Source organism: Mucilaginibacter sp. P4_A11 (genome assembly GCF_056402535.1).
This window is the reverse complement of the sequence record NZ_JBFUHE010000025.1, coordinates 26165-45094: the sequence shown is the minus strand read 5'-3', so window position 1 is coordinate 45094 and position 18930 is coordinate 26165. Positions and strand designations below refer to the sequence as shown.

At 42.4% G+C, this 18930-nt stretch carries 17 protein-coding genes; 14 read left to right on the top strand and 3 right to left on the bottom strand.

Annotation, left to right across the window (positions count from 1 at the left end; genetic code table 11):
• The first annotated feature begins 367 nt into the window (after window positions 1–367).
• From AC1DUD_RS29760 to AC1DUD_RS29750, 3 genes are all read left to right on the top strand, one after another.
• Window positions 368–1039, top strand: coding sequence for a Rossmann-fold NAD(P)-binding domain-containing protein (locus AC1DUD_RS29760; RefSeq protein WP_477381354.1), 672 nt, complete (start codon window positions 368–370; stop codon window positions 1037–1039).
• Window positions 1040–1175: 136 nt separating this feature from the next.
• Window positions 1176–1907, top strand: a complete 732-nt coding sequence (locus tag AC1DUD_RS29755) for a hypothetical protein (RefSeq protein ID WP_477381352.1) — start codon at window positions 1176–1178, stop codon at window positions 1905–1907.
• Window positions 1908–2169: 262 nt separating this feature from the next.
• A complete protein-coding gene (locus tag AC1DUD_RS29750) occupies window positions 2170–4494 on the top strand; it encodes a tetratricopeptide repeat-containing sensor histidine kinase (protein WP_454801444.1) in 2325 nt (774 codons plus the stop codon).
• A 297-nt stretch (window positions 4495–4791) separates the two neighbouring features.
• Here the strand turns inward: AC1DUD_RS29750 and AC1DUD_RS29745 are convergent, their stop codons facing one another.
• Complete coding sequence (locus AC1DUD_RS29745) at window positions 4792–5559, bottom strand: Cthe_2314 family HEPN domain-containing protein (protein ID WP_477381350.1); 768 nt, start codon at window positions 5557–5559, stop codon at window positions 4792–4794.
• 563 nt (window positions 5560–6122) lie between these two features.
• Here AC1DUD_RS29745 and AC1DUD_RS29740 point away from each other — a divergent pair.
• The 8 genes from AC1DUD_RS29740 (at window position 6123) to AC1DUD_RS29705 (ending at window position 11623) form a co-directional block, all read left to right on the top strand.
• The gene (locus AC1DUD_RS29740; protein ID WP_477381348.1) at window positions 6123–6515 is read left to right on the top strand and encodes a single-stranded DNA-binding protein; all 393 of its coding nucleotides are present in this window, start codon (window positions 6123–6125) and stop codon (window positions 6513–6515) included.
• A 67-nt stretch (window positions 6516–6582) separates the two neighbouring features.
• Window positions 6583–7626: a DUF932 domain-containing protein gene (locus tag AC1DUD_RS29735; protein WP_477381346.1), complete on the top strand. Its 1044-nt coding sequence runs from the start codon at window positions 6583–6585 to the stop codon at window positions 7624–7626.
• Between the two features lie 43 nt (window positions 7627–7669).
• Window positions 7670–8233: a hypothetical protein gene (locus AC1DUD_RS29730; protein WP_477381344.1), complete on the top strand. Its 564-nt coding sequence runs from the start codon at window positions 7670–7672 to the stop codon at window positions 8231–8233.
• Window positions 8234–8250: 17 nt separating this feature from the next.
• Window positions 8251–8469, top strand: coding sequence for a PRTRC system protein C (locus AC1DUD_RS29725; protein WP_454801439.1), 219 nt, complete (start codon window positions 8251–8253; stop codon window positions 8467–8469).
• Window positions 8470–8522: 53 nt separating this feature from the next.
• Window positions 8523–9620 (top strand): hypothetical protein, encoded by a 1098-nt coding sequence (locus AC1DUD_RS29720; RefSeq protein WP_477381342.1) that lies wholly within the window; start codon window positions 8523–8525, stop codon window positions 9618–9620.
• On the top strand, window positions 9617–10330 hold the full coding sequence (locus AC1DUD_RS29715) for a PRTRC system protein B (protein WP_477381340.1): 714 nt from the start codon (window positions 9617–9619) through the stop codon (window positions 10328–10330). Before AC1DUD_RS29720 ends, AC1DUD_RS29715 begins: the two co-directional genes overlap by 4 nt.
• On the top strand, window positions 10327–11166 hold the full coding sequence (locus AC1DUD_RS29710) for a PRTRC system ThiF family protein (RefSeq protein WP_477381338.1): 840 nt from the start codon (window positions 10327–10329) through the stop codon (window positions 11164–11166). Before AC1DUD_RS29715 ends, AC1DUD_RS29710 begins: the two co-directional genes overlap by 4 nt.
• Window position 11167: 1 nt before the next feature.
• A complete protein-coding gene (locus tag AC1DUD_RS29705) occupies window positions 11168–11623 on the top strand; it encodes a macro domain-containing protein (protein WP_477381336.1) in 456 nt (151 codons plus the stop codon).
• A gap of 118 nt (window positions 11624–11741) precedes the next feature.
• Here AC1DUD_RS29705 and AC1DUD_RS29700 read toward each other — a convergent pair whose 3' ends face one another.
• Window positions 11742–13370 (bottom strand): NADP-dependent glyceraldehyde-3-phosphate dehydrogenase, encoded by a 1629-nt coding sequence (locus AC1DUD_RS29700; RefSeq protein ID WP_477381334.1) that lies wholly within the window; start codon window positions 13368–13370, stop codon window positions 11742–11744.
• 381 nt (window positions 13371–13751) lie between these two features.
• On the opposite strand from AC1DUD_RS29700, the gene AC1DUD_RS29695 reads away from it, so the two are divergent.
• Entirely contained in the window at window positions 13752–16079 is a 2328-nt protein-coding gene (locus AC1DUD_RS29695) for a sensor histidine kinase (protein ID WP_477381332.1), read from the top strand.
• A gap of 151 nt (window positions 16080–16230) precedes the next feature.
• Here the strand turns inward: AC1DUD_RS29695 and AC1DUD_RS29690 are convergent, their stop codons facing one another.
• Entirely contained in the window at window positions 16231–16356 is a 126-nt protein-coding gene (locus AC1DUD_RS29690; protein WP_454801432.1) for a hypothetical protein, read from the bottom strand.
• 522 nt (window positions 16357–16878) lie between these two features.
• Between AC1DUD_RS29690 and AC1DUD_RS29685 the strand changes: the two genes are divergently transcribed.
• Window positions 16879–17364 (top strand): ankyrin repeat domain-containing protein, encoded by a 486-nt coding sequence (locus AC1DUD_RS29685; protein ID WP_477381330.1) that lies wholly within the window; start codon window positions 16879–16881, stop codon window positions 17362–17364.
• Window positions 17365–17378: 14 nt separating this feature from the next.
• Entirely contained in the window at window positions 17379–18893 is a 1515-nt protein-coding gene (locus tag AC1DUD_RS29680) for a catalase (protein ID WP_477381328.1), read from the top strand.
• Window positions 18894–18930 lie beyond the last annotated feature (37 nt).

The following is an 18930-nucleotide window of genomic DNA, read 5'->3' as shown; positions in this document are numbered from 1 at the left end:
TCAAGCTTATGAAGTTAAGTGTCTTTATGGAACCTGCATTACAATTAATAGTCCGTTTCGATTTCGCTAAATGAAGACGATAATCGCTCACCAATAGTAACCCATCATCAATGCTAACTCAAAACTTTTGCCCTAAAAAATGCCGAATGATTCACAGAAAATATTTGCCTACAAAGAACCTAGTAATTTAGTAGTACTGCATTCTCACAATAACGGGATTCAGCCTATTCCACTAAATAGCGTTTCAAGAGTTGCTTATTTTCGAAATAAAGTATTATTAAATTAAGTTTAAAATATAACGCACTTATAAACAAATAGTTATGTTTTGGCAATAAAAGTGTATGGTATAGGTCGTATTACAATTATTATGAAAAGATCAAAGTTAAAAGTCATTATAACCGGCTCAACCGGAATGGTTGGGGAAGGAGTCCTCCAAATAACCCTTGATGATCATAATATTGACAGCGTACTTGTAATTAACAGGCACACAGTTGGCTTTTCACATCCTAAAATGATTGAAATTTTGCACAGTGACTTGTCTGATATTTCAACGGTAAAGGCTTCATTGAAAGACTACGATAGCTGTTTTTTTTGTTTAGGCACAACCTCAGTTGGAAAAACCGAAGAACTGTATAATGATATTACGTATAATCTAACCTTGAAGTTCGCCAGGATTCTTTATGAGGTTAATTGCGATATGACTTTTTGCTATGTGTCTGGAGCGGCGACGGACAGTACTGAAAAAGGTAGTACCATGTGGGCTAGGGTAAAAGGTAAAACTGAAAATGATCTGATGAAGGTTGGATTTCGCGATGTTTACTGCTTCCGTCCTGGTTTGCTCTTGCCAATTAAAGGCGCAAAAAACACTCACCCCTTTTATAAATTTCTTTCCTGGCTTTTTCCTTTTGGTCGGTTGATATTTCCTGATTGGTTTTGTTCCTTAAACGAACTGGCATTAGCAATGATAAAGGTCGGTCGTTACGGTTACAGCCAAAAAATATTCAAAGGGCGGGATATCATCGAACTGGCAAGGAGTTAATTATTAATTCATACATCATATTTATACAGCGTCAGATACAAATATTCAAAATTTACCTTTTTTAATTTCTTGCCATTTGGCAAGTTGAGTCCGGCTTTTTAAACTTCAATTTATAACTTAATTTAATCAATACGACATGTCACATTATGTATCAAGTATGCCTTTATGGGCAATCGTTTCATTTATCATTGGTTTTTTTATTACTCACGGTTTTTTTGCCAGGCGCTTCAGGCAAGCTGCCATCAACGCAGGTATGTCATTGGGTAAATCCAATCGCATTCAATTGGTCATCATCGTGTTTTTTACAGCCTTTTTTATTTACGCTTCAGCACTTGCCCTGCTTGGTATTCTGGATAAGGATACGATACCGCCTATGGGTATAATATGTGCCGGCTTTCCCTTAGCGATTATTTTGTTCGGGATCGTAGGAAACACAGGACTTTACAAAGACTTATTGCGGGCGATAACACTGGAATCCCTGATCACTTTACATGTGTTCCGTATAATAGGTATATATTTCATCCTCCTATATTTTTATAACCTTCTTCCCGCCGGATTTGCTTTTTCTGCCGGACTGGGCGATATTATTACCGCAGTGCTGGCATATCCCGTTGCCATGATATATACGAAAGGGAAATCCTGGAGAATTCCCGTGGTTTATGCCTGGAGCATAATAGGAATTTTTGACGTGGTTAATTTACTAATTATCGCCGTCATCATCTTAAAAAGCAACCTTGGTCCGGGAGAGCTAGGTATTCGGGAAATCGACCTGTTCCCATTCTCGTATTTTGCGGCTTTCGCTCCTGTTGTTTTAATATTTCTGCATGTTGCGGTTTTCAAGAAAATAAATCAGCTGAAAACAAGATAATAGATCAGTGTCGTCATTCATAACTTAATGAAATGGGCTAGGTGAGGTTGTTATCCTAATCAAGATTAACATACTTGACATCCAGCGCTTGAGGATACTTTATTTCGGATAAAAAATGTTTATTTACGATATAGGGCAACAGGAAGCCTGCTCTTTCTTAGTAAATTATTGGTAAACAAGATATTGGTGTATGGCATAACGTTGGCATTGCGAGCGATAATTTAAGACTATAATCTTAATTTTTATTTCGCAGTATCTGATCATGAAACCAGGTTTATATATCGCCGTTGCCGTATTGTTTTTTATTCTTATTACTACTTATAATGCATCGTGTCAATCCTTTATTGAGTTAGATCGAGCTACTCCAAACACTAATCACATTCAAACTGATACCAATCAAGTGTTATTGCTGCTCAAAAGCAGTAAGGATTTGATTATGAAGTCAGATGTAACGAAGGCTGAAGTCGATAGTTCCGAAAGAATGATGAAACAAGGCGGGCATCTCGCATACAAGCTCAATTATTTGCGTGGACAAGGCAATGAACTTCTTATTTACGCGCTGATTTTGAGACAGAGGAAAAGAAACGATCAGTCATTCAAAACCGCTTTACAGGCCATAAAAGTCTTTGCCAAAATAAACGATTTTGCAGGCCAGGCTGACGGATTCAATATAATCGGAGATGGTTTGTCTAATAATGACGACCAAATAGTGAAAAGGATTAGCTATTTTCAAAAGGCAATACATATGCTGTTTAAGTCTGGCCAAAAAGAACGTGCAGCTATACTGCTAACTTATTTGGGAGATCTTGAGATATGGAGTTCTCGATATGACGATGCTTTAAAAGATCTTAATCATTCTTTGATAATTTTTAAGTCGATCGGCTATAAAAAGCTCCAGGCTACTTATGATTTAATCGCTTACGATTACCTTCATCTAGGCAATATCAATGAAGCCTTAAAATACAATTTGCTAGCAGTTCAAACGGCAGAGACCAATGGCGAATCAGGCACATTGTTAAGTACTATTTATAACCGAGCAGGCCTTACCTATTCATTTGCAGACAATTGGCAAAAGGCTGTTGAATATCAAAAAAAAGCGTTGCACCAGGCTTACAAAATGAAAGATTCGGTAGGAATAGTTCAAATTTCGCTGAACCTTGGAGGGAGTATGCTAAAAAGCAAGAATGCTGCTGAAGCCATCCCGATAATCAATAGCGTAAAATCATTTAAAGTTTTTCAAGAAGACAATTCAGGGAAAGCGCGGGTTGCCACATTATTACTTAGAGCTTATATCCAAAAAAAAGATTATAAATCCGCTGAAATCTATTTTAAGGAGGTAAAGCAATTTATCGCTTTAAAGGACATTGAACAAAATGTGTATGTCAAGCTGTTCTCTGGTATCATCGCATATTATCAGGCAACGAATCAATTTGAGAAAACATATCCATTTATAGCTGCACATATAAAGTATCGAACAACACTCAAAGTGTCCGTACCAATAGACGACAATGACGATCTGAATCTTTTCAAGGCGGATTCAGCTGCCGGGAAGATGTTTTCGGCAGTTCGGCATTTACAGCGCTACATGTTTTTGAGCGACTCTTTAATGAGTGAAAAAAACAGAAAGCAAGCCTCACTGCTGGAAATACAATTCGAAGCAGATAAAAAAGATAGAGATATTCGGTTCAAAACTAAAAATATAAAACTCCTTACCAGGCAAACTCAATTACAAAAAATCAGTTTCCGGCAGGAACGTATAATCCGGAATTGGATAATTGCGGCTTCGGGATTGTTATTACTTGTGATAGCAATACTTTATAATCGGTTTAGATTAAAAAAGCGTAACAATCGCTTTTTAGAAGCCCAGCATCTTTCTTTACAGGTTCAGCAAGAGGAAATTAATAAGAAGAATGAGGACTTGGTCTATCTGAGTGAAAAACAATCTACGTTGTTGAAAGAGAAAGAGTGGTTACTGCGAGAAATTCACCACCGGGTAAAAAATAATCTTCAAATTACGATGAGTTTACTAAATATCCAGTCGTCCTATCTGGAAACAGGATTTGCGCTTGATGCAATAGTGAATAGTCAGCGTCGTATGCAGGCAATGTCCTTAATTCACATAAAGCTTTACCAATCTGATAACTTAGCGTACATTGATATGTCCAGCTATATTCCTGAATTGGTAGGCTATTTGAAAGATAGTTTTAGTGATGGAGATTTTATTATTTTTGAACTCCATACTCCTTCTTTTCAATTAGATATTTCACAAGCAGTTCCGGTCGGCCTTATCCTTAATGAAGCAATAACAAACGCCATTAAATATGCATTTCAAGGGAGAAACACCGGACGAATTAAGATTGTAATGCAACAGGATAATAACGAGGTGTATATCCTGAAAATAATTGATGACGGAATAGGCATGCCCGACAATAAGGGTGATAAAAAAAAATCTTTTGGCATGAACCTGATGCGTGGACTCACTCAACAAATTCAGGGTGACTTTTGTATCGAAAATAAAAATGGAACAACAGTGACTATCTGTTTTAAAGATGTTAAATTAATGATAGAAGAATTAAGTAAGAAATAGCTAAAGTGCAGGTTGTCTCTGTTTTGGATATTTGTGTTTGTTAAGAAAAGGGAGCCAAGAACCTCGAATGTTTCTTTAACCTCTTGTTCTTTACGATAGTTTGACTATAATAGGCTTATTGCTTTGCGTTCCTTTCTTACGTATCGATCAATTCTTCCAAATTGTGTAATACAGCATCGAAATAAGATTGACGTTTATTGCATAAATCATGCAATGTCAGATCAAAACCCATGATTGTTTTTTGCGATATAATTACAAATTAAAGAAGCATCAGTGAACAGAAAATACTCTTTAGCCTTACAACTTCTGTGTTTGTTTATACGCTAGCGTCAGTATCTCCATATTATCCAAAAATGGTTTGGCCAGATACAGATAGATCATTTTAAACACCTGATCAGATTTTATTAAATAAACATTTACCTGGTTGGAAAACTTTTCTACAAGTTCACGCTGCACACCGGTCATTCCGGCATCAAACCGAAATTGATCAACAGGGTTTTTATGCGTGATGTCAAAAGTATAGTTTACGTTTAACAACGAAAGATCTTTGTGTTGTACGGTTCCATTATGCGCCAGATGATTTCTGTAGGGATTGATATGATCGGTAAGTTGTTTCATGTAACCCCAGAAGACACTAAAATCCCTATAAGCAGGATCAAGGTGTTTGATCAGCTGATTTGCCATGTTCGGACTTTTGCGGACTTGCAGCCGCATGACTTCATTGATTAACGATAAAGAATGGTCTTTGATCTTAGTTGCTCTTAAAATATAGTTCTCATAGTGATACCTTATAGCTTGAGCTGCATTTCCTTTTTTGCTCAGTGGTTTATCAATGGGATCATAGGCAAGCAACATCTCTTTTGCAAATTTTATATCTTCCAGATTCTGATCGATCTCTGAGATCACGTGTTGAATCCTCCATAGATAATCCCCTAACGGTGTCTTATGAAAGGTTGTAAATGTTTCATCCTTCAACTTTACATAGTAATGCGCGTACATTTTATAGAATGCTTTTAAGAACTGAGTATTCGCAGCTTTCATCTTAGCAAATTCTCCATTTGTCATATCCAAAGCTATAAAGAACCTGCGCAACCTATCTGCGTAGATTAAACTATTTTTGTGGATCTTATTTGGCCCCCTCAATACAAATATCTAATATCTTTTTTGCCGTAGCTTTCGGCCGGGCCGTACGCTGTATCTGCTTCGCAGGATGCCACTGCTACCCCTTACGGTGTTACGTTATGTTTTATCTCCCTTAACTTGTGAAGTGTGAACTGATGATACTTTGTAGATGCTGCTGACTTGAACTTTTGATTTTCGCTATCGCCTGCGGCTCCAAAGGCATTTTAAATCAGTGTTTAATTAATTTTTTCATTCAAACCGGAGAAAAGCGCAGCTAAGGTCTTGCCGGCAATTGTATTTGGGTTGGCAAGAGACTACGGCATAATGGCTTTGGTCGTACCTCCCTGCGCCACCCTCCGGGACTTATTCCGTTTCCTCTTGCCTGCCTGGCCGGCACTTCCTAAGGCTTTCTTTTTTCCGGTTTTTCTTTTGAAAAAATCAACCAAAAAGGAACGACGCGAAATCAGAAAAGCGAACAAAAATTATTCACTTAAAAAATTAAAGTTATGTTATTCACAGGAAGATTAACAGCAAATGCCGAAGTCGCAACCGTAAAGGGCGATAAAAAAGTAACCAATTTCACTGTAGCACTGAACCAACGCTATAAAACCAAGGTAGGCGAAAAACGGGAGCGTTCCGCTTTCATTGATTGTGCTTACTGGGTGAATCCCGGTTTGGCCGATTATCTCACCAAAGGCGCCATTGTTGAAATATCCGGATGGGTAGACGCGCAGCCATGGACAAACCGAAAAGGCGAAAACCACGCCCGTCTGATTTGTAACGTCGATACCATTAAACTTTTTTCAGCCATTAACAAGGCAGAAGCGCAACCCGCAGAGCCTGCCAAAGCCGCAGCAGGGCAAACCAAACAAAGCGACGACGACGATCTGCCATTCTAATTAATCCAAATCCATTTCAAATTTTAAACACGGGGGCGTGAAAGCGCTCCCTCAATTTCAAGAAATCATGGGACACAACCTCGCAATAAATCCGCAAACTAACGAATATAGTTTTTTCAGCCGTAAAGAAAAGGCATGGCATGGCCTCGGCACCATCGTAGAAGATTATCCAACCAGTGCTGAAGCTTTACGCTTCGCAGGATTGGACTACACGGTGGAAAAATGGCCGATGTATACCTACGACCCGCTTGGCCGTACGTCTGACGATCAGCATGTGCCCGAGAAGTTCGCAACGGTGCGTACGGACAATTACGCCGTATTGGGAACGGTCGGCAACGACTACGAAGTCGTGCAGAACGTGGATGCGTTTACTTTCTTTGACAGCATCGTAGGTGGCGAGGGCATCCTGTACGAAACAGCAGGCGCACTTGGCAAGGGGGAACGCATTTTTATTACTGCCAAACTCCCCGGCTATATCCGTGTCGGCAAGGATGATTTTATTGAGAAATACCTTTTCTTAACAACCTCGCATGACGGCTTCGGCAGCATTACTGCCGCATTTACACCTGTAAGAATTGTTTGTAACAATACGCTTAACGCTGCCATGCGTAACCATACCACCGCCATTAAGATACGCCATACCGCTAATGCCAAAGAACGCTTGGCCGTTGCACATAAACTCATGGGCATTTCGCATAAAATGACCGATGAACTTAGCGGCATTTTTAACCAATGGGCAAAAGTTCGCATTACTGACCATGAAGTAAAACACCTCATACAGGTAGCAATGGTGCCAAATAAGGAAACCTTAGACAACCTGCTTAGCGGTAAAAACGACAACCTTTCTACCGTCTACACCAACATGGTAGACAAGGTCTATGAATATGCCATGAGCGCTCCTTCTCAACAACAGGAGACGACCGCCGGAACTGTATTTGGAGCATACAACGCCGTGACTGGCTACTTTCAAAATGTCCGCAATTATAGAGATGGCGAAGCTAAACTGCAATCCCTTATGGACGGCACCGGCAAGCTGAGGGCGCAGGCTGCATTTAACCTTTGCGCTGACTTTGCACAACACCTTGAAGTAAATGCCTATATCAACAATTAACTCATCCAAAGGGGGAGCAATCCCCCTTTAAAACTTAATCATCATGCAAACGAATTTTTTTAACCATATCGCCAGCTTAAAAGTGGCAGGCACTTTCAAACTGGCCATGACCGTAACTGAACAAGGCATCATTACGGTATCTGAACTCTTTACGGCCGCATGCGGTGACAAGGCGGTGAACCTCATTGCACCCCTTACCATAAGTGGTACGGCCGATGAACTTGATGAAGCCTTTTTTTTCAAAATAACCGAGCCGACTGAAAAGGTGGCAGGGCTGATCACCAATATGGAAAGCCACCTGAAAAGTGTCGAGGCCGCCCGGCTGGCCTCTAAAATGGAACAGGATAAAAAGACGGCTGCTGTCAAAGCTGCCGTACCTAAGAAAGATGCCGACCACGAAATGCCCGAAGCGAAAGCCGACAAAAAGAAAACATACGACGATGCTTTAAAAGTCATCGCTGACCTGAACGACAAATGCCAGTACGAAGAAGCACTTGCGGTATTGCCCCCGGAAACTGAATATCCCGAAAAGGCAGCCGACATTAAAAAGCTGCGCAGCCAATTGCAGGTTAAACTTGAGCAATACAATAAACTGAAATTATTTTGACCCTAAATCCTATAGCCATGTTAAACGTAAAAAAACTACCCCGTGTGTTTATCCATACCGAGAACGGCGAAAAGTTAAGATTGGAAGACCCTAACGACAGCTTAAGCCCGGAAGGGGTTTGTAACCACTTTTCCAACCTTTACGCCATCCTGACAACCGCCAAAATAGTCGGCCCCGAAATCCGTAATGATGTGCAGGAGTTTGAATTTGTGTCCACTATCGGCACGAAAGGATAAATCATGAAAGCAAAGAAAAATAACGCATTGATAACCGAAAGAACAAAACCGCAATGGAAACTACACCAGCAAATCGCCGCATTCGCATAGGACTTGAACAGGCTGCCCGATATTCAGGAGGTCAGGGACAACACGCCGAGAAGCGCACCGCTGAACCTGCTGCCTATGGTTTTTTAAATAACAGCTTTGCGCCGAAATATATACCTGCGGAGGCGCTGCCCAAGCGAAGGGAAACAGTAAGGGATTTTTTTAAATCCCTTACCCAACTCAAAAAGCACTACGGCATCCGCCTTGACGATTTTCGCAGCCTGCCTTATCCCTATAATATTCTTTTAGCGAGAGAGGAGGCTGGCAAAGCGATATCCAAAAAGCATCGTCAACGGGAAGTTTTTATAATTGAGCAAGATCAGCAAATCAGTTTGTCTGTTAAGGAAGGCTTCCGGCGTGATTATTCCCTGTACTATATTCCTGTCGCTCCGGTTTATCGTTTATGGCAGCAGCCTGAACAGTTGCCGACTGCGGAACTGCTGACTGCCGTTTGCGGCTACCTGTACGCCGAGGCAGGTATCAGCTATTACCGGGATGAGGATACTTATATGTATTACAACTATGAAATACTGACCGAGTGGATGGACGATTTAGAGGGCGAGGACGAAGAAGAACAATTACTGCGGCAAAAATGCCTTTCAGATGCGGAGATAGCCGGGGATTTTATTCAGGAGAAAATGATGGATAAGGCACTTCGGCAAAGTTTGCCCGATAAGTTAAACGCCTTCACACCGCTAACACCTTATCAGCATACTGCCGTTATGGTCGCCGAAAAAGCACTTGGATTGTGGCAGACCTTTCCCGGCGCTAACCTTTTTGAACACAGTAGCCCCATTGAAGAGGACGAAGATGATTACGGCTGCAATACGACCATTTACATGCACGAGTATATTGGTTTTATCGGGAGCAACACCGATGCCGTCAGCGATACGCTTTTTGAAATGGTGGAAAACGATTTTAATGAACGTAGCTACGCCCAGGAGCCGGAGTTGCGCACTGTATTCAATGAGCGGCAAACGGCCTACACGGATAAACTGGCCTATGCCGAAAAAGTGCTTGATTTGATCACCGATCTGTGTACCCTATTATACCAACAGCCATGACCGACAGAACCGAACATTTTGGAAACCTGTATCAGCCCGTAAAAGCTTTAGTGATCTTTAAAAAGGCGGCGAATGACAGTGACTTTTATATAGAAAGCTATAATATGGACAACAAGGGGATGCCGGTTAACGGCCATCCTTTATCCGTAAAGGAAAGCAACACGCTTGCGAAAGCCTTGATGGTGAACGAAAAGAAATCGCAGGGTTACCTGATACCGCAGGGCATCATGCCTGCCAATGTCCTGCACATTAACAGTAATGCGGATGGTTGGGTGATTTGGCATACCCCGGCACAGAAACGCAGGTTATTGTTTTCCCCCTCTCTTGAAATTCCTTCAGGAAAAGCCCTTGTGCCTGCCTTGCTTTGGAAAGCTGGCAAAGGCAGCCTGCAAGTTTTCGCCCTTGACGTCAACGATCTGAGTTTGCAATCCACCTTATATAAAGCCCCGTTTTTTAATGTGTACACGGACGGCAGGATTTGTATGGGCAATGTCAGGGTACATATTCCTTCCGATTGCTGCCTCGAAAAATTCATGCAATTGTGGGAAGCTTATTTTTACGATAGCTATTTCAGTCATACTATACACGGCGAAAGCCCTGTAAAAGGCAATATTATTCAGCTGTGGAAATCCCTGATCAAATCGGGTGCCCCGTTTCCAACCGACAAATTAAATCCAACCAAATACCAACTTCAACACCTCCTGTCATGAAAACTTTAACGACCGCCCATTATACCGACCGTTACCTGTTGAATCCTGAACATCCTGTTACCGTATCGCTTATCGGCGCAGGTGGTACAGGCAGCCAAATGCTCACCTGTCTGGCAAGAATGCACCAAGCCATGCTTGCCCTTGACTATCCCGGCTTGATGGTTACCGTTTATGATGATGATACAATAAGTCCCGCCAACCTCGGCAGGCAGCTTTTTGCAGCAGCAGAAATCGGCATGAACAAGGGGGTAGCCCTTATTAACCGTATCAATCGTTTCTTTGGCACAAACTGGAAGGCGGTATCTGAAAAGTTTGATGAAGATACTTTAACACACCTGCCGGAAAGCGGTAAAACTAATTTATACATATCCTGCGTGGATACCGCCAATGCCCGGTTCGGCATTGCTGAAATCCTCTCGGATTACAAATCTGAACGCAGCTACCGGCGAAGCCGTCCGCTTTATTGGATGGATTTAGGGAACAGCCGTGATACAGGTCAGGTATTGCTGTCGACCATCGGCAAACTTGGCCAACCTGCGTCAGACAATTATGAGGCTGTGGATAACCTGCCCTTTGTGACGGAAACGTTTAAAAGCTTGTTGCAGGTAGCCGATACGACTGACAATACGCCAAGCTGTTCACTGGCCGAAGCACTCACCAAGCAGGACTTGTTCGTCAATTCTACACTGGCTAATATGGGCGCTTCTTTACTGTGGCAATTATTCCGGGAAGGCATAATAATTAACCGGGGCTTCTTTATGAACCTACAGAATTTTCGGGTGCAGCCTATCCCGGTAACGGCCATCATTAGCCAAACTGTTAAAAAAACCGCTTAAGATGATACAGTATAAAAAAGGAAACCTGCTGAACGATGAAGCAGCGGTGTTGGTCAATACAGTTAATCTGGTCGGTGTCATGGGAAAGGGTATTGCCCTTGCTTTTAAACAGGCATTCCCGTATAATTTTGAAGAGTATGCAAAAGCCTGCAAATCCCGAACCCTCGGCATTGGCGGGTTCTGCGTGGTAAAGGACTACCATATGTTTTATGGTCATAAGACCATTGTCAATATGCCGACGAAAATACATTGGCACAACCCATCTGAATATGACTATATCAGGCTTGGTTTGGATGCATTCAAAGAATTTATTTTAACTGCCAATATTGAAAATGCGGCTATCCCGGCTTTGGGATGCGGGAACGGCGGTCTCGATTGGCAGCGTGTCAAGCTGATGATCGAAAAACAGTTGGAGGGATTAGATAGTACAATAACGGTTTACATGCCACGAATTTGAGTTTGATCTCAAATTGCCGGTCGCGCCGGCGATGCCGGCGCCCGTGCGCCCCATGTCCATTTTTCCTTTAGGGGATGTTTCGGACATGGGGCGTTGTCTTTTAGTTAAGTGATTAGGATTATAAAATATATTTTGTGCTTAGAAAATTGGAATCGTTATCGTTTACGATCTCGTTGATCAGCGCTTTGTTGGTGTCATTTAATTTAGCCGATACCATCGTAGGTATGGAAAATGACCGCAATGCATCGGGTACCGACAGGGTGCCTTCCGCGCTGTCTTTTCTGCCTGTAAATGGCAGGCTATCAGGGCCACGCTGGCATTGGCTGTTCAGGTTCACTCTGCTGACAAGGTTTACAAAAGGATCGATCAAAGCAGAGACTTCTTTCGCATCATTGCTGAAAATACTAACCTGCATCCCATGGTTCGACGCTACCTGATAGGCAATGAGCTCTTTAATAGAGTCGTAAGGTACAACCGGGATCACGGGGCCAAATTGTTCTTCACGGTAAAGCTTCATTTCCTTGCTGACCGGATAAACTACTGCCGGGAAAACAAATGATCCGACCGTTGCCCCACCGTACTGGTTGATCACGCTTGCGCCATGAGTGAGTGCATCATCAATACAGTTTTTCAGATAGGCTGGCTTCTGGGGTTCGGGTAACGGGGTAATATCTACCTGGTCATCCCAGGGCAATCCCGGTTTCAAAGCGTCCACCGCCTCTGCCAGCATCTTAAGAAAAGCGGCTGAAACTGCTCTGTGTACAAAAATGATCTTGATCGCTGTGCAGCGTTGTCCGTTAAAAGACAGCGCTCCCAGGATACATTCGCTGACAGCCAGCTTCAGGTCGGCATGTTCCGTGACGATGGCTGCGTTCTTTGCATCCAGGCTCAGTACAGCACGTAACCGGTTTACCTTAGGATGCTGCTTTTTTAATTCATTGGCGACCTTGCTGCTGCCAATAAAAGCCAATACATTGATCTTTCCCGAAGCCATTAGTCCCGGCGTGATTACAGCCCCCCGGCCGTAGATCGTGTTCACCACGCCCTTTGGAAATGCTTCTTTAAAAGCGGACAGCAAGGGGTAATGTAAAAGCGTGCCGTGTTTCGGAGGTTTGAAAAGAACGGTGTTCCCCATCAGTAGAGCCGGGATCAGCGTTGCGAAAGTTTCGTTCAGCGGATAGTTGAATGGCCCCATACACAAAACAACGCCGAGCGATGAGGGGCGGACCTGGGCAACGTATCCTTCGGTGATCTCAAACCGGGCCGAATGATGGTCCATATCTTTTAACGCATCTATGGAATGATTGATGTAATTAACGGTACGGTCAAACTCCTTTGCTGATTCCGTATAGGTTTTACCAATTTCCCACATCAGCAGTTTGATCACCAGCTCACGCTGTCCGATAAACTGGTACACGAATTTCTCCATGCATTGAACACGGCCGGGGATGGACATTGTCGGCCACTCGCCTTGTCCGTTGTCATAAGCCAGCAGCGCGGCGTCCAGCGCTTCATTTGCTTCATCCGCGCCGCAGACCGGGTAACTGCCGATCAGTTTTCGCTGGATACCGCCACGGCCATCCGGGATCTGAACCGGTGAATAAACTTCGGCAATTTCGCCGTCCCAGCGGCGTATTTCCCCGTTGACCAGGTACTCGCGCTGATGGATCGCTTCGATACGGGCATCTGCAGGTATCCGGTCTTCTGCAACAAAGATATTTTGTAATGAATTTATGAAATCTTGCATACCATGATTTAACGTTAGCTGAGTGAACGGCACCATAGTGCCAGTTACTAATTACAAGTAGTGTACCGTTGATTAATGATTTAAAATACAATGCTTTATGTGTATTGCCTTCGCAATTCTATTATGATATATCGCAAAATAACCGGAAGGAATGCGAAATGAAGCATTATTCTAATACGGAGATCTGGTAACCGTTTAAAACTAAACGTGCCTTACTTTATTAAGCAGATAGTATGTTTATTTATGATATACCGTAATTAAATAAATAAAAATGATAGTTAAATAAATGAAAATCAATGTGTTGTGCCGTGGCATGGGATTGGTGTTAAGCAAGGAAAAGTTTGAGAAATTCGCTTGAATTTTCGAGACCATGCGCTAACTATGAAAATCGGTTTACTGTACGCCCTCGCTACCTTTCTTTTCTTTTTTGCTGGTATCAATTTTTCGTGGTGCCAATCCTTTCATGGATTGGCCCAGGTTAAAACCAGCTTGAATTATGTTAGGCCGGACACTAACCGGGTTTTAGTGCTGCTAAAACAAAGCAAAGATTTAATTATGAAGACCGGCGTGACATCTGCAGGAATTGATAGCGCTATAAGACTGAACAGGGAAGCCGGGGAACTTGCCAATAAGCTAAATTTTTTACGTGGTAAGGGATATACCTTATTGATCGGTGCTCAGATTTTAAGCCATACCAGACAAAAAGCCGCATGTATCAGGACTGCACAACAGGCCCTGGTCATATTGCAGCAATTGAATGACATCAACGGTCAGGCCGATGCCTACAATATCATTGGTGACATTCACTCGAATGATGAGGGCCAGTTGCTGCCTAAAATCGGCTATTTTCAAAAAGCTATAAAATTATACATCAGGTCGGGGCAAAAAGAACGTGCTGCTAACCTTTTAACTTATTTAGGCGATCTGGAAATCTGGAACGGACAATACCGGGATGCCATAAAAGATCTTAAAAACTCGTTGTCCCTGTTTAAGGCGGTCGGGTTTGAAAAGGTTCATGCAGTCTATGATCTTTTAGGCTATGGTTACCTTTATTTAGGTGATATCAACGAAGCTTTAAAGTATAATTTACTGGCGGTACAAACTGCTGAGAAATATGAGGATTCCAGCACACTTTTATGTACGATTTATGGCAGGACAGGTTTAACTTACTCCTATGCAGATAATCTGCCTAAATGTATCTTTTACATGAAAAAATCCCTGAATCAAGCCTACAAGTTAAAGGATTCGGTGGCAATAGTTCAGATTTCACTTAACCTCTCTGCAGCGCTGTTGAGGAATAAACGCTCGGATTTGGCTATCCAGAGAATTAATAGTGTAAGATCATTTAAGCTGGTTCAGGAGGATATTACCTGGAAAGCGCGGTTTGCAACTTTATTGATAAGGGCATATAGCCTGCATAAAGACTTTAAATCTGCTGAGGTCTACCTCAATGAATGTAAAAAACTTCTTGCTTCAAAGGGTATCGACCAAAACGTTTACGTCGAAATATTTTCTGGTATAATTTTATATTATCAGGCGACAAATCAATTTGAAAAAACTTATTCGTACATAGCTGCACATACCAAGTACCGCAATGCTGCAAAAGCTATCATAAGACTGGATGATAACGATGACCTACATCTTTTTAGAGCGGATTCAGCGAGCGGAAAAATGCTTTCGGCTGTCCGTCATTTACAACGTTTCATGCTCTTTAGCGACTCTTTGAAGAGCGAGAAAAACAAAAAACAAGCCGCCTTACTCGAAGTACAGTTCGATGCCGATAAGAAAGACAGGGATATACAGTTCAAGGCTAAGAACATAGATCTTCTTACCAAACAGGCTCAGTTACAGAAAATCAGTTTCCGGCAGGAACGTATTATCCGTAACTGGATCATCGCTGCTTCGGGTTTATTGTTGCTGGTTATAGCCGTACTATATAACAGGTTCAGGTTAAAGCAACGTAACAACCGTCGTCTGGAGGCCCAGCACCTTGCTTTAACGGATAAACAAGAGGAGATCAACAAGAAGAACGATGACCTGATCCATCTCAGTGAAAAGCAATCGACATTGCTGAAAGAAAAAGAATGGTTGCTGCGTGAAATTCACCACAGGGTAAAAAACAACCTCCAGATAACGATGAGCCTGCTGAATATCCAATCTTCCTATCTGGAAAGTGGATTTGCACTGGACGCGATCGTGAATAGCCAGCGCAGGATGCAAGCCATGTCATTGATCCATACTAAGCTATATCAGTCCGATAACCTGGCCTACATTGATATGTCCAATTATATTCCTGAATTGGTCGGCTATTTAAAAGACAGTTTCAATGAAGGAGATTTCATCATATTTGAACTTCATACGCCCTCTTTCGAGTTGGATATCTCTCAGGCGATTCCGATCGGCTTGATTCTTAATGAAGCGATAACAAATTGTCTCAAGTACGCTTTCAAAGGCAGGGACAACGGACGGATCAAAATCATCATGGAACTAAACGAAGAGAAGATTTATACCCTGACAATTGCCGACGATGGGATCGGTATGCCTGAAAAAAATGCCGATGAATATCGAGACTCTTTAGGTATGAATCTGATGCGCGGGCTCACCGGCCAGATCCAGGGTGAATTTGATATAGAAAGCAAATCTGGAACGACTATAACTGTTCGTTTTAAAGATGTGAAATTAATGGTTGAAGAGCTAGAAGCAATTTAGTTGCCTATCAAGTGAAGATAGTTAAACAACTATGCCAAAAGCTTTACGCAAACATATAATTACATATAGCTCGATAATAAATCCCTTAAACTTCCGAAGCTTTAATTATAACCCCGTTATTCAGCAACTAAGTAGTGTATTTTTCTTCACGCTAATAGTTATTGCCAGGGCCAAAAAAATCCTCAGTTTCTTTTTCGGGCGTGAATGCCACATAAAGAATAGCTACCACACATCCTAGTAGAACCAGTTTAGTCAATATATACAGGAATGTTTCCATAATGATTTGAATAAGTTTAGTACAGATATTCAAATTGCCGACCAAATATATAAAACACTGTAAAACAGATACTTGTGTAATTAATGAAGATTGTTGCACTACGGTATTTCGTTAATCCTCACGTAGCTAAACGTAAACGCGGTGTCTTTACGCCTTATCAATTTCCAAAAAGCCTTTTCTGCGCCATACTTCCGATGTGTGCCCTCCAATAAGACGACACTCGTCATATCTTTTCCAATTTTTCTGATCAATTCAGGCTTTAAAACAGCGGTTGTAAGCTATAGGTAAAAATTTATCGGTACTTGCTTCTAACCAAATTTCGAATCTGGCAGGTATATTAACGATATAAGGTAACAAAAAAAGGATAGTGAGTAATTAAGTTATTGATAGACAAACAATTACTAAATGGCATCAAGATGGTATATGTTATCATGCTAAAGTTATTGCCTTGAGCAATCTACCGATGGATCAGGTTGCTGAGTCATTAACGCTTATCATGAGAAACCATTATATTTTTATACTATGGATATATTTACCTCAGTCAGATCGAACGATACTGAAAGACTTAAAAAAGAACTGCTAACGATTTCGCCAAATATCCGTGATGCGAACGGCAATACGCCTTTGATCCTGGCGACCTACTATAATTATCTGCAGTGTGCCGCTATTTTAGTCGAGGCTGGTGCCTCAATTGATTACAAGGATAGTAAAGGAAATACCGCACTGATGGGAATATGCTTTAAAGGCTACTTTGAACTTGCAGAAATGTTAATTAAAGCCGGAGCTGATCTTGGAATACGGAATGAGAATGGTGCCACCGCGTTGACTTTCGCTGCAACTTTTGGGCAGCTTTCGATTGTTTCCCTGTTGCTAAAACATGGTGCAGATCCGCTCAGCAAAGACCGGTTCAATAAGAACCCTATTGACTACGCCCGGATTCAGGAAAATGAACAGTGCTACGAAATAATGGTGGCCTCGATAAATAGCCTGCAAACCCAATCATCGTAATAAACGAATGAACTATGAACAATAACTCAAATTCCAAACCGCTTACCACCCGTCAGGGGCATCCTGTTGTCGACAATCAAAATACCCGTACTATCGGTGACCGCGGGCCTGCAACGCTGGAAAACTATCACTTTTTAGAAAAAATTTCTCATTTCGACCGGGAGCGGGTTCCCGAAAGAGTCGTCCATGCCAGGGGAGCCGGCGCACACGGCATATTTGAATCCTACGGTACTATCGGGAATGAACCGGTTTCTACATTAACCCGCGCCAGGTTGTTCCAGGAAAAAGGTAAGCAGACTCCGGTATTCGTCCGTTTTTCAACCGTGATCCATGGTGGCCATTCTCCGGAAACGCTCCGCGATCCGCGTGGATTCGCTGTAAAATTCTACACAGAAGACGGTAACTGGGATCTCGTAGGAAATAACTTAAAGGTATTTTCTATCCGGGACGCGATCAAATTTCCTGACTTCATCCACTCTTTTAAGCCTGATCCGGTAACGAACCGCCAGGATGGGGGTCGCCAGTTTGATTTTATAAGTAATTCACCCGAAACGCTGCACATGATCACCTGGTTGTTCTCTCCCTGGGGCATTCCGGCCAATTACCGGCAAATGCAAGGTTCAGGTGTTAATACTTATAAATGGGTGAATGCCGATGGTGTTGCCGTGCTGGTCAAATATCATTGGGAACCGTTGCAGGGCATCAGGAATTTGACCCAGCAACAGGCGAACGAAATTCAGAGCACCAATTTCAACCACGCAACAGAGGACCTTTACAACGCCATCGAAAAAGGGGACTTTCCGGAATGGGAACTCAATATTCAATACATGAGTGACGACGAGCACGCGGAACTGGACTTTGATCCGCTTGATGATACGAAGATTTGGCCGATTGAACAGTTTCCCTGGTACCCTGTAGGTAAGATGATACTAAACAGGAACCCGGAGAACTATTTTGCAGAAGTAGAGCAGTCTGCATTCGGAACAGGTGTCCTGGTGGATGGTATGGATTTCTCAGATGATAAAATGCTTCAGGGGCGCACTTTTTCTTATTCAGATACGCAACGTTACCGCGTGGGTACCAATTATCTGCAATTGCCGATCAACGCGCCAAAAGGTATTGTGGCGACAAATCAGCGTGATGGACAAATGGCTTACCACGTCGATGTCGCAGAAGGTGCAAACCCTCATGTTAACTATGAGCCATCAAGCAATAATGGCTTAGCAGAAGCTAAAAGGTGTTATCCGGATCATGAACCTTTTTATGCTGCCAAACTGGTCAGGAAAAGGATCGCCCGTACAAATGATTTCTCACAGGCGGGTGAGCTGTTTCTCTCTTTTCAGGAATGGGAACGGGAAGACCTGATTGGCAATCTTGCAGGCGGTATTGCCGACGCTACACCGGAAATTCAGGATAAAATGATTGCGCTGTTAACCCAATGCCATGCGGAATATGGCAGCAGGGTATCAACTGCTGTGGATGTTATCATAAAAGGCCGGACTGTTATTAAAGGTGGAAGCTGTGTTTAGACAAGAGACAGAATATGTTTACGTGACTTTCTTAAAG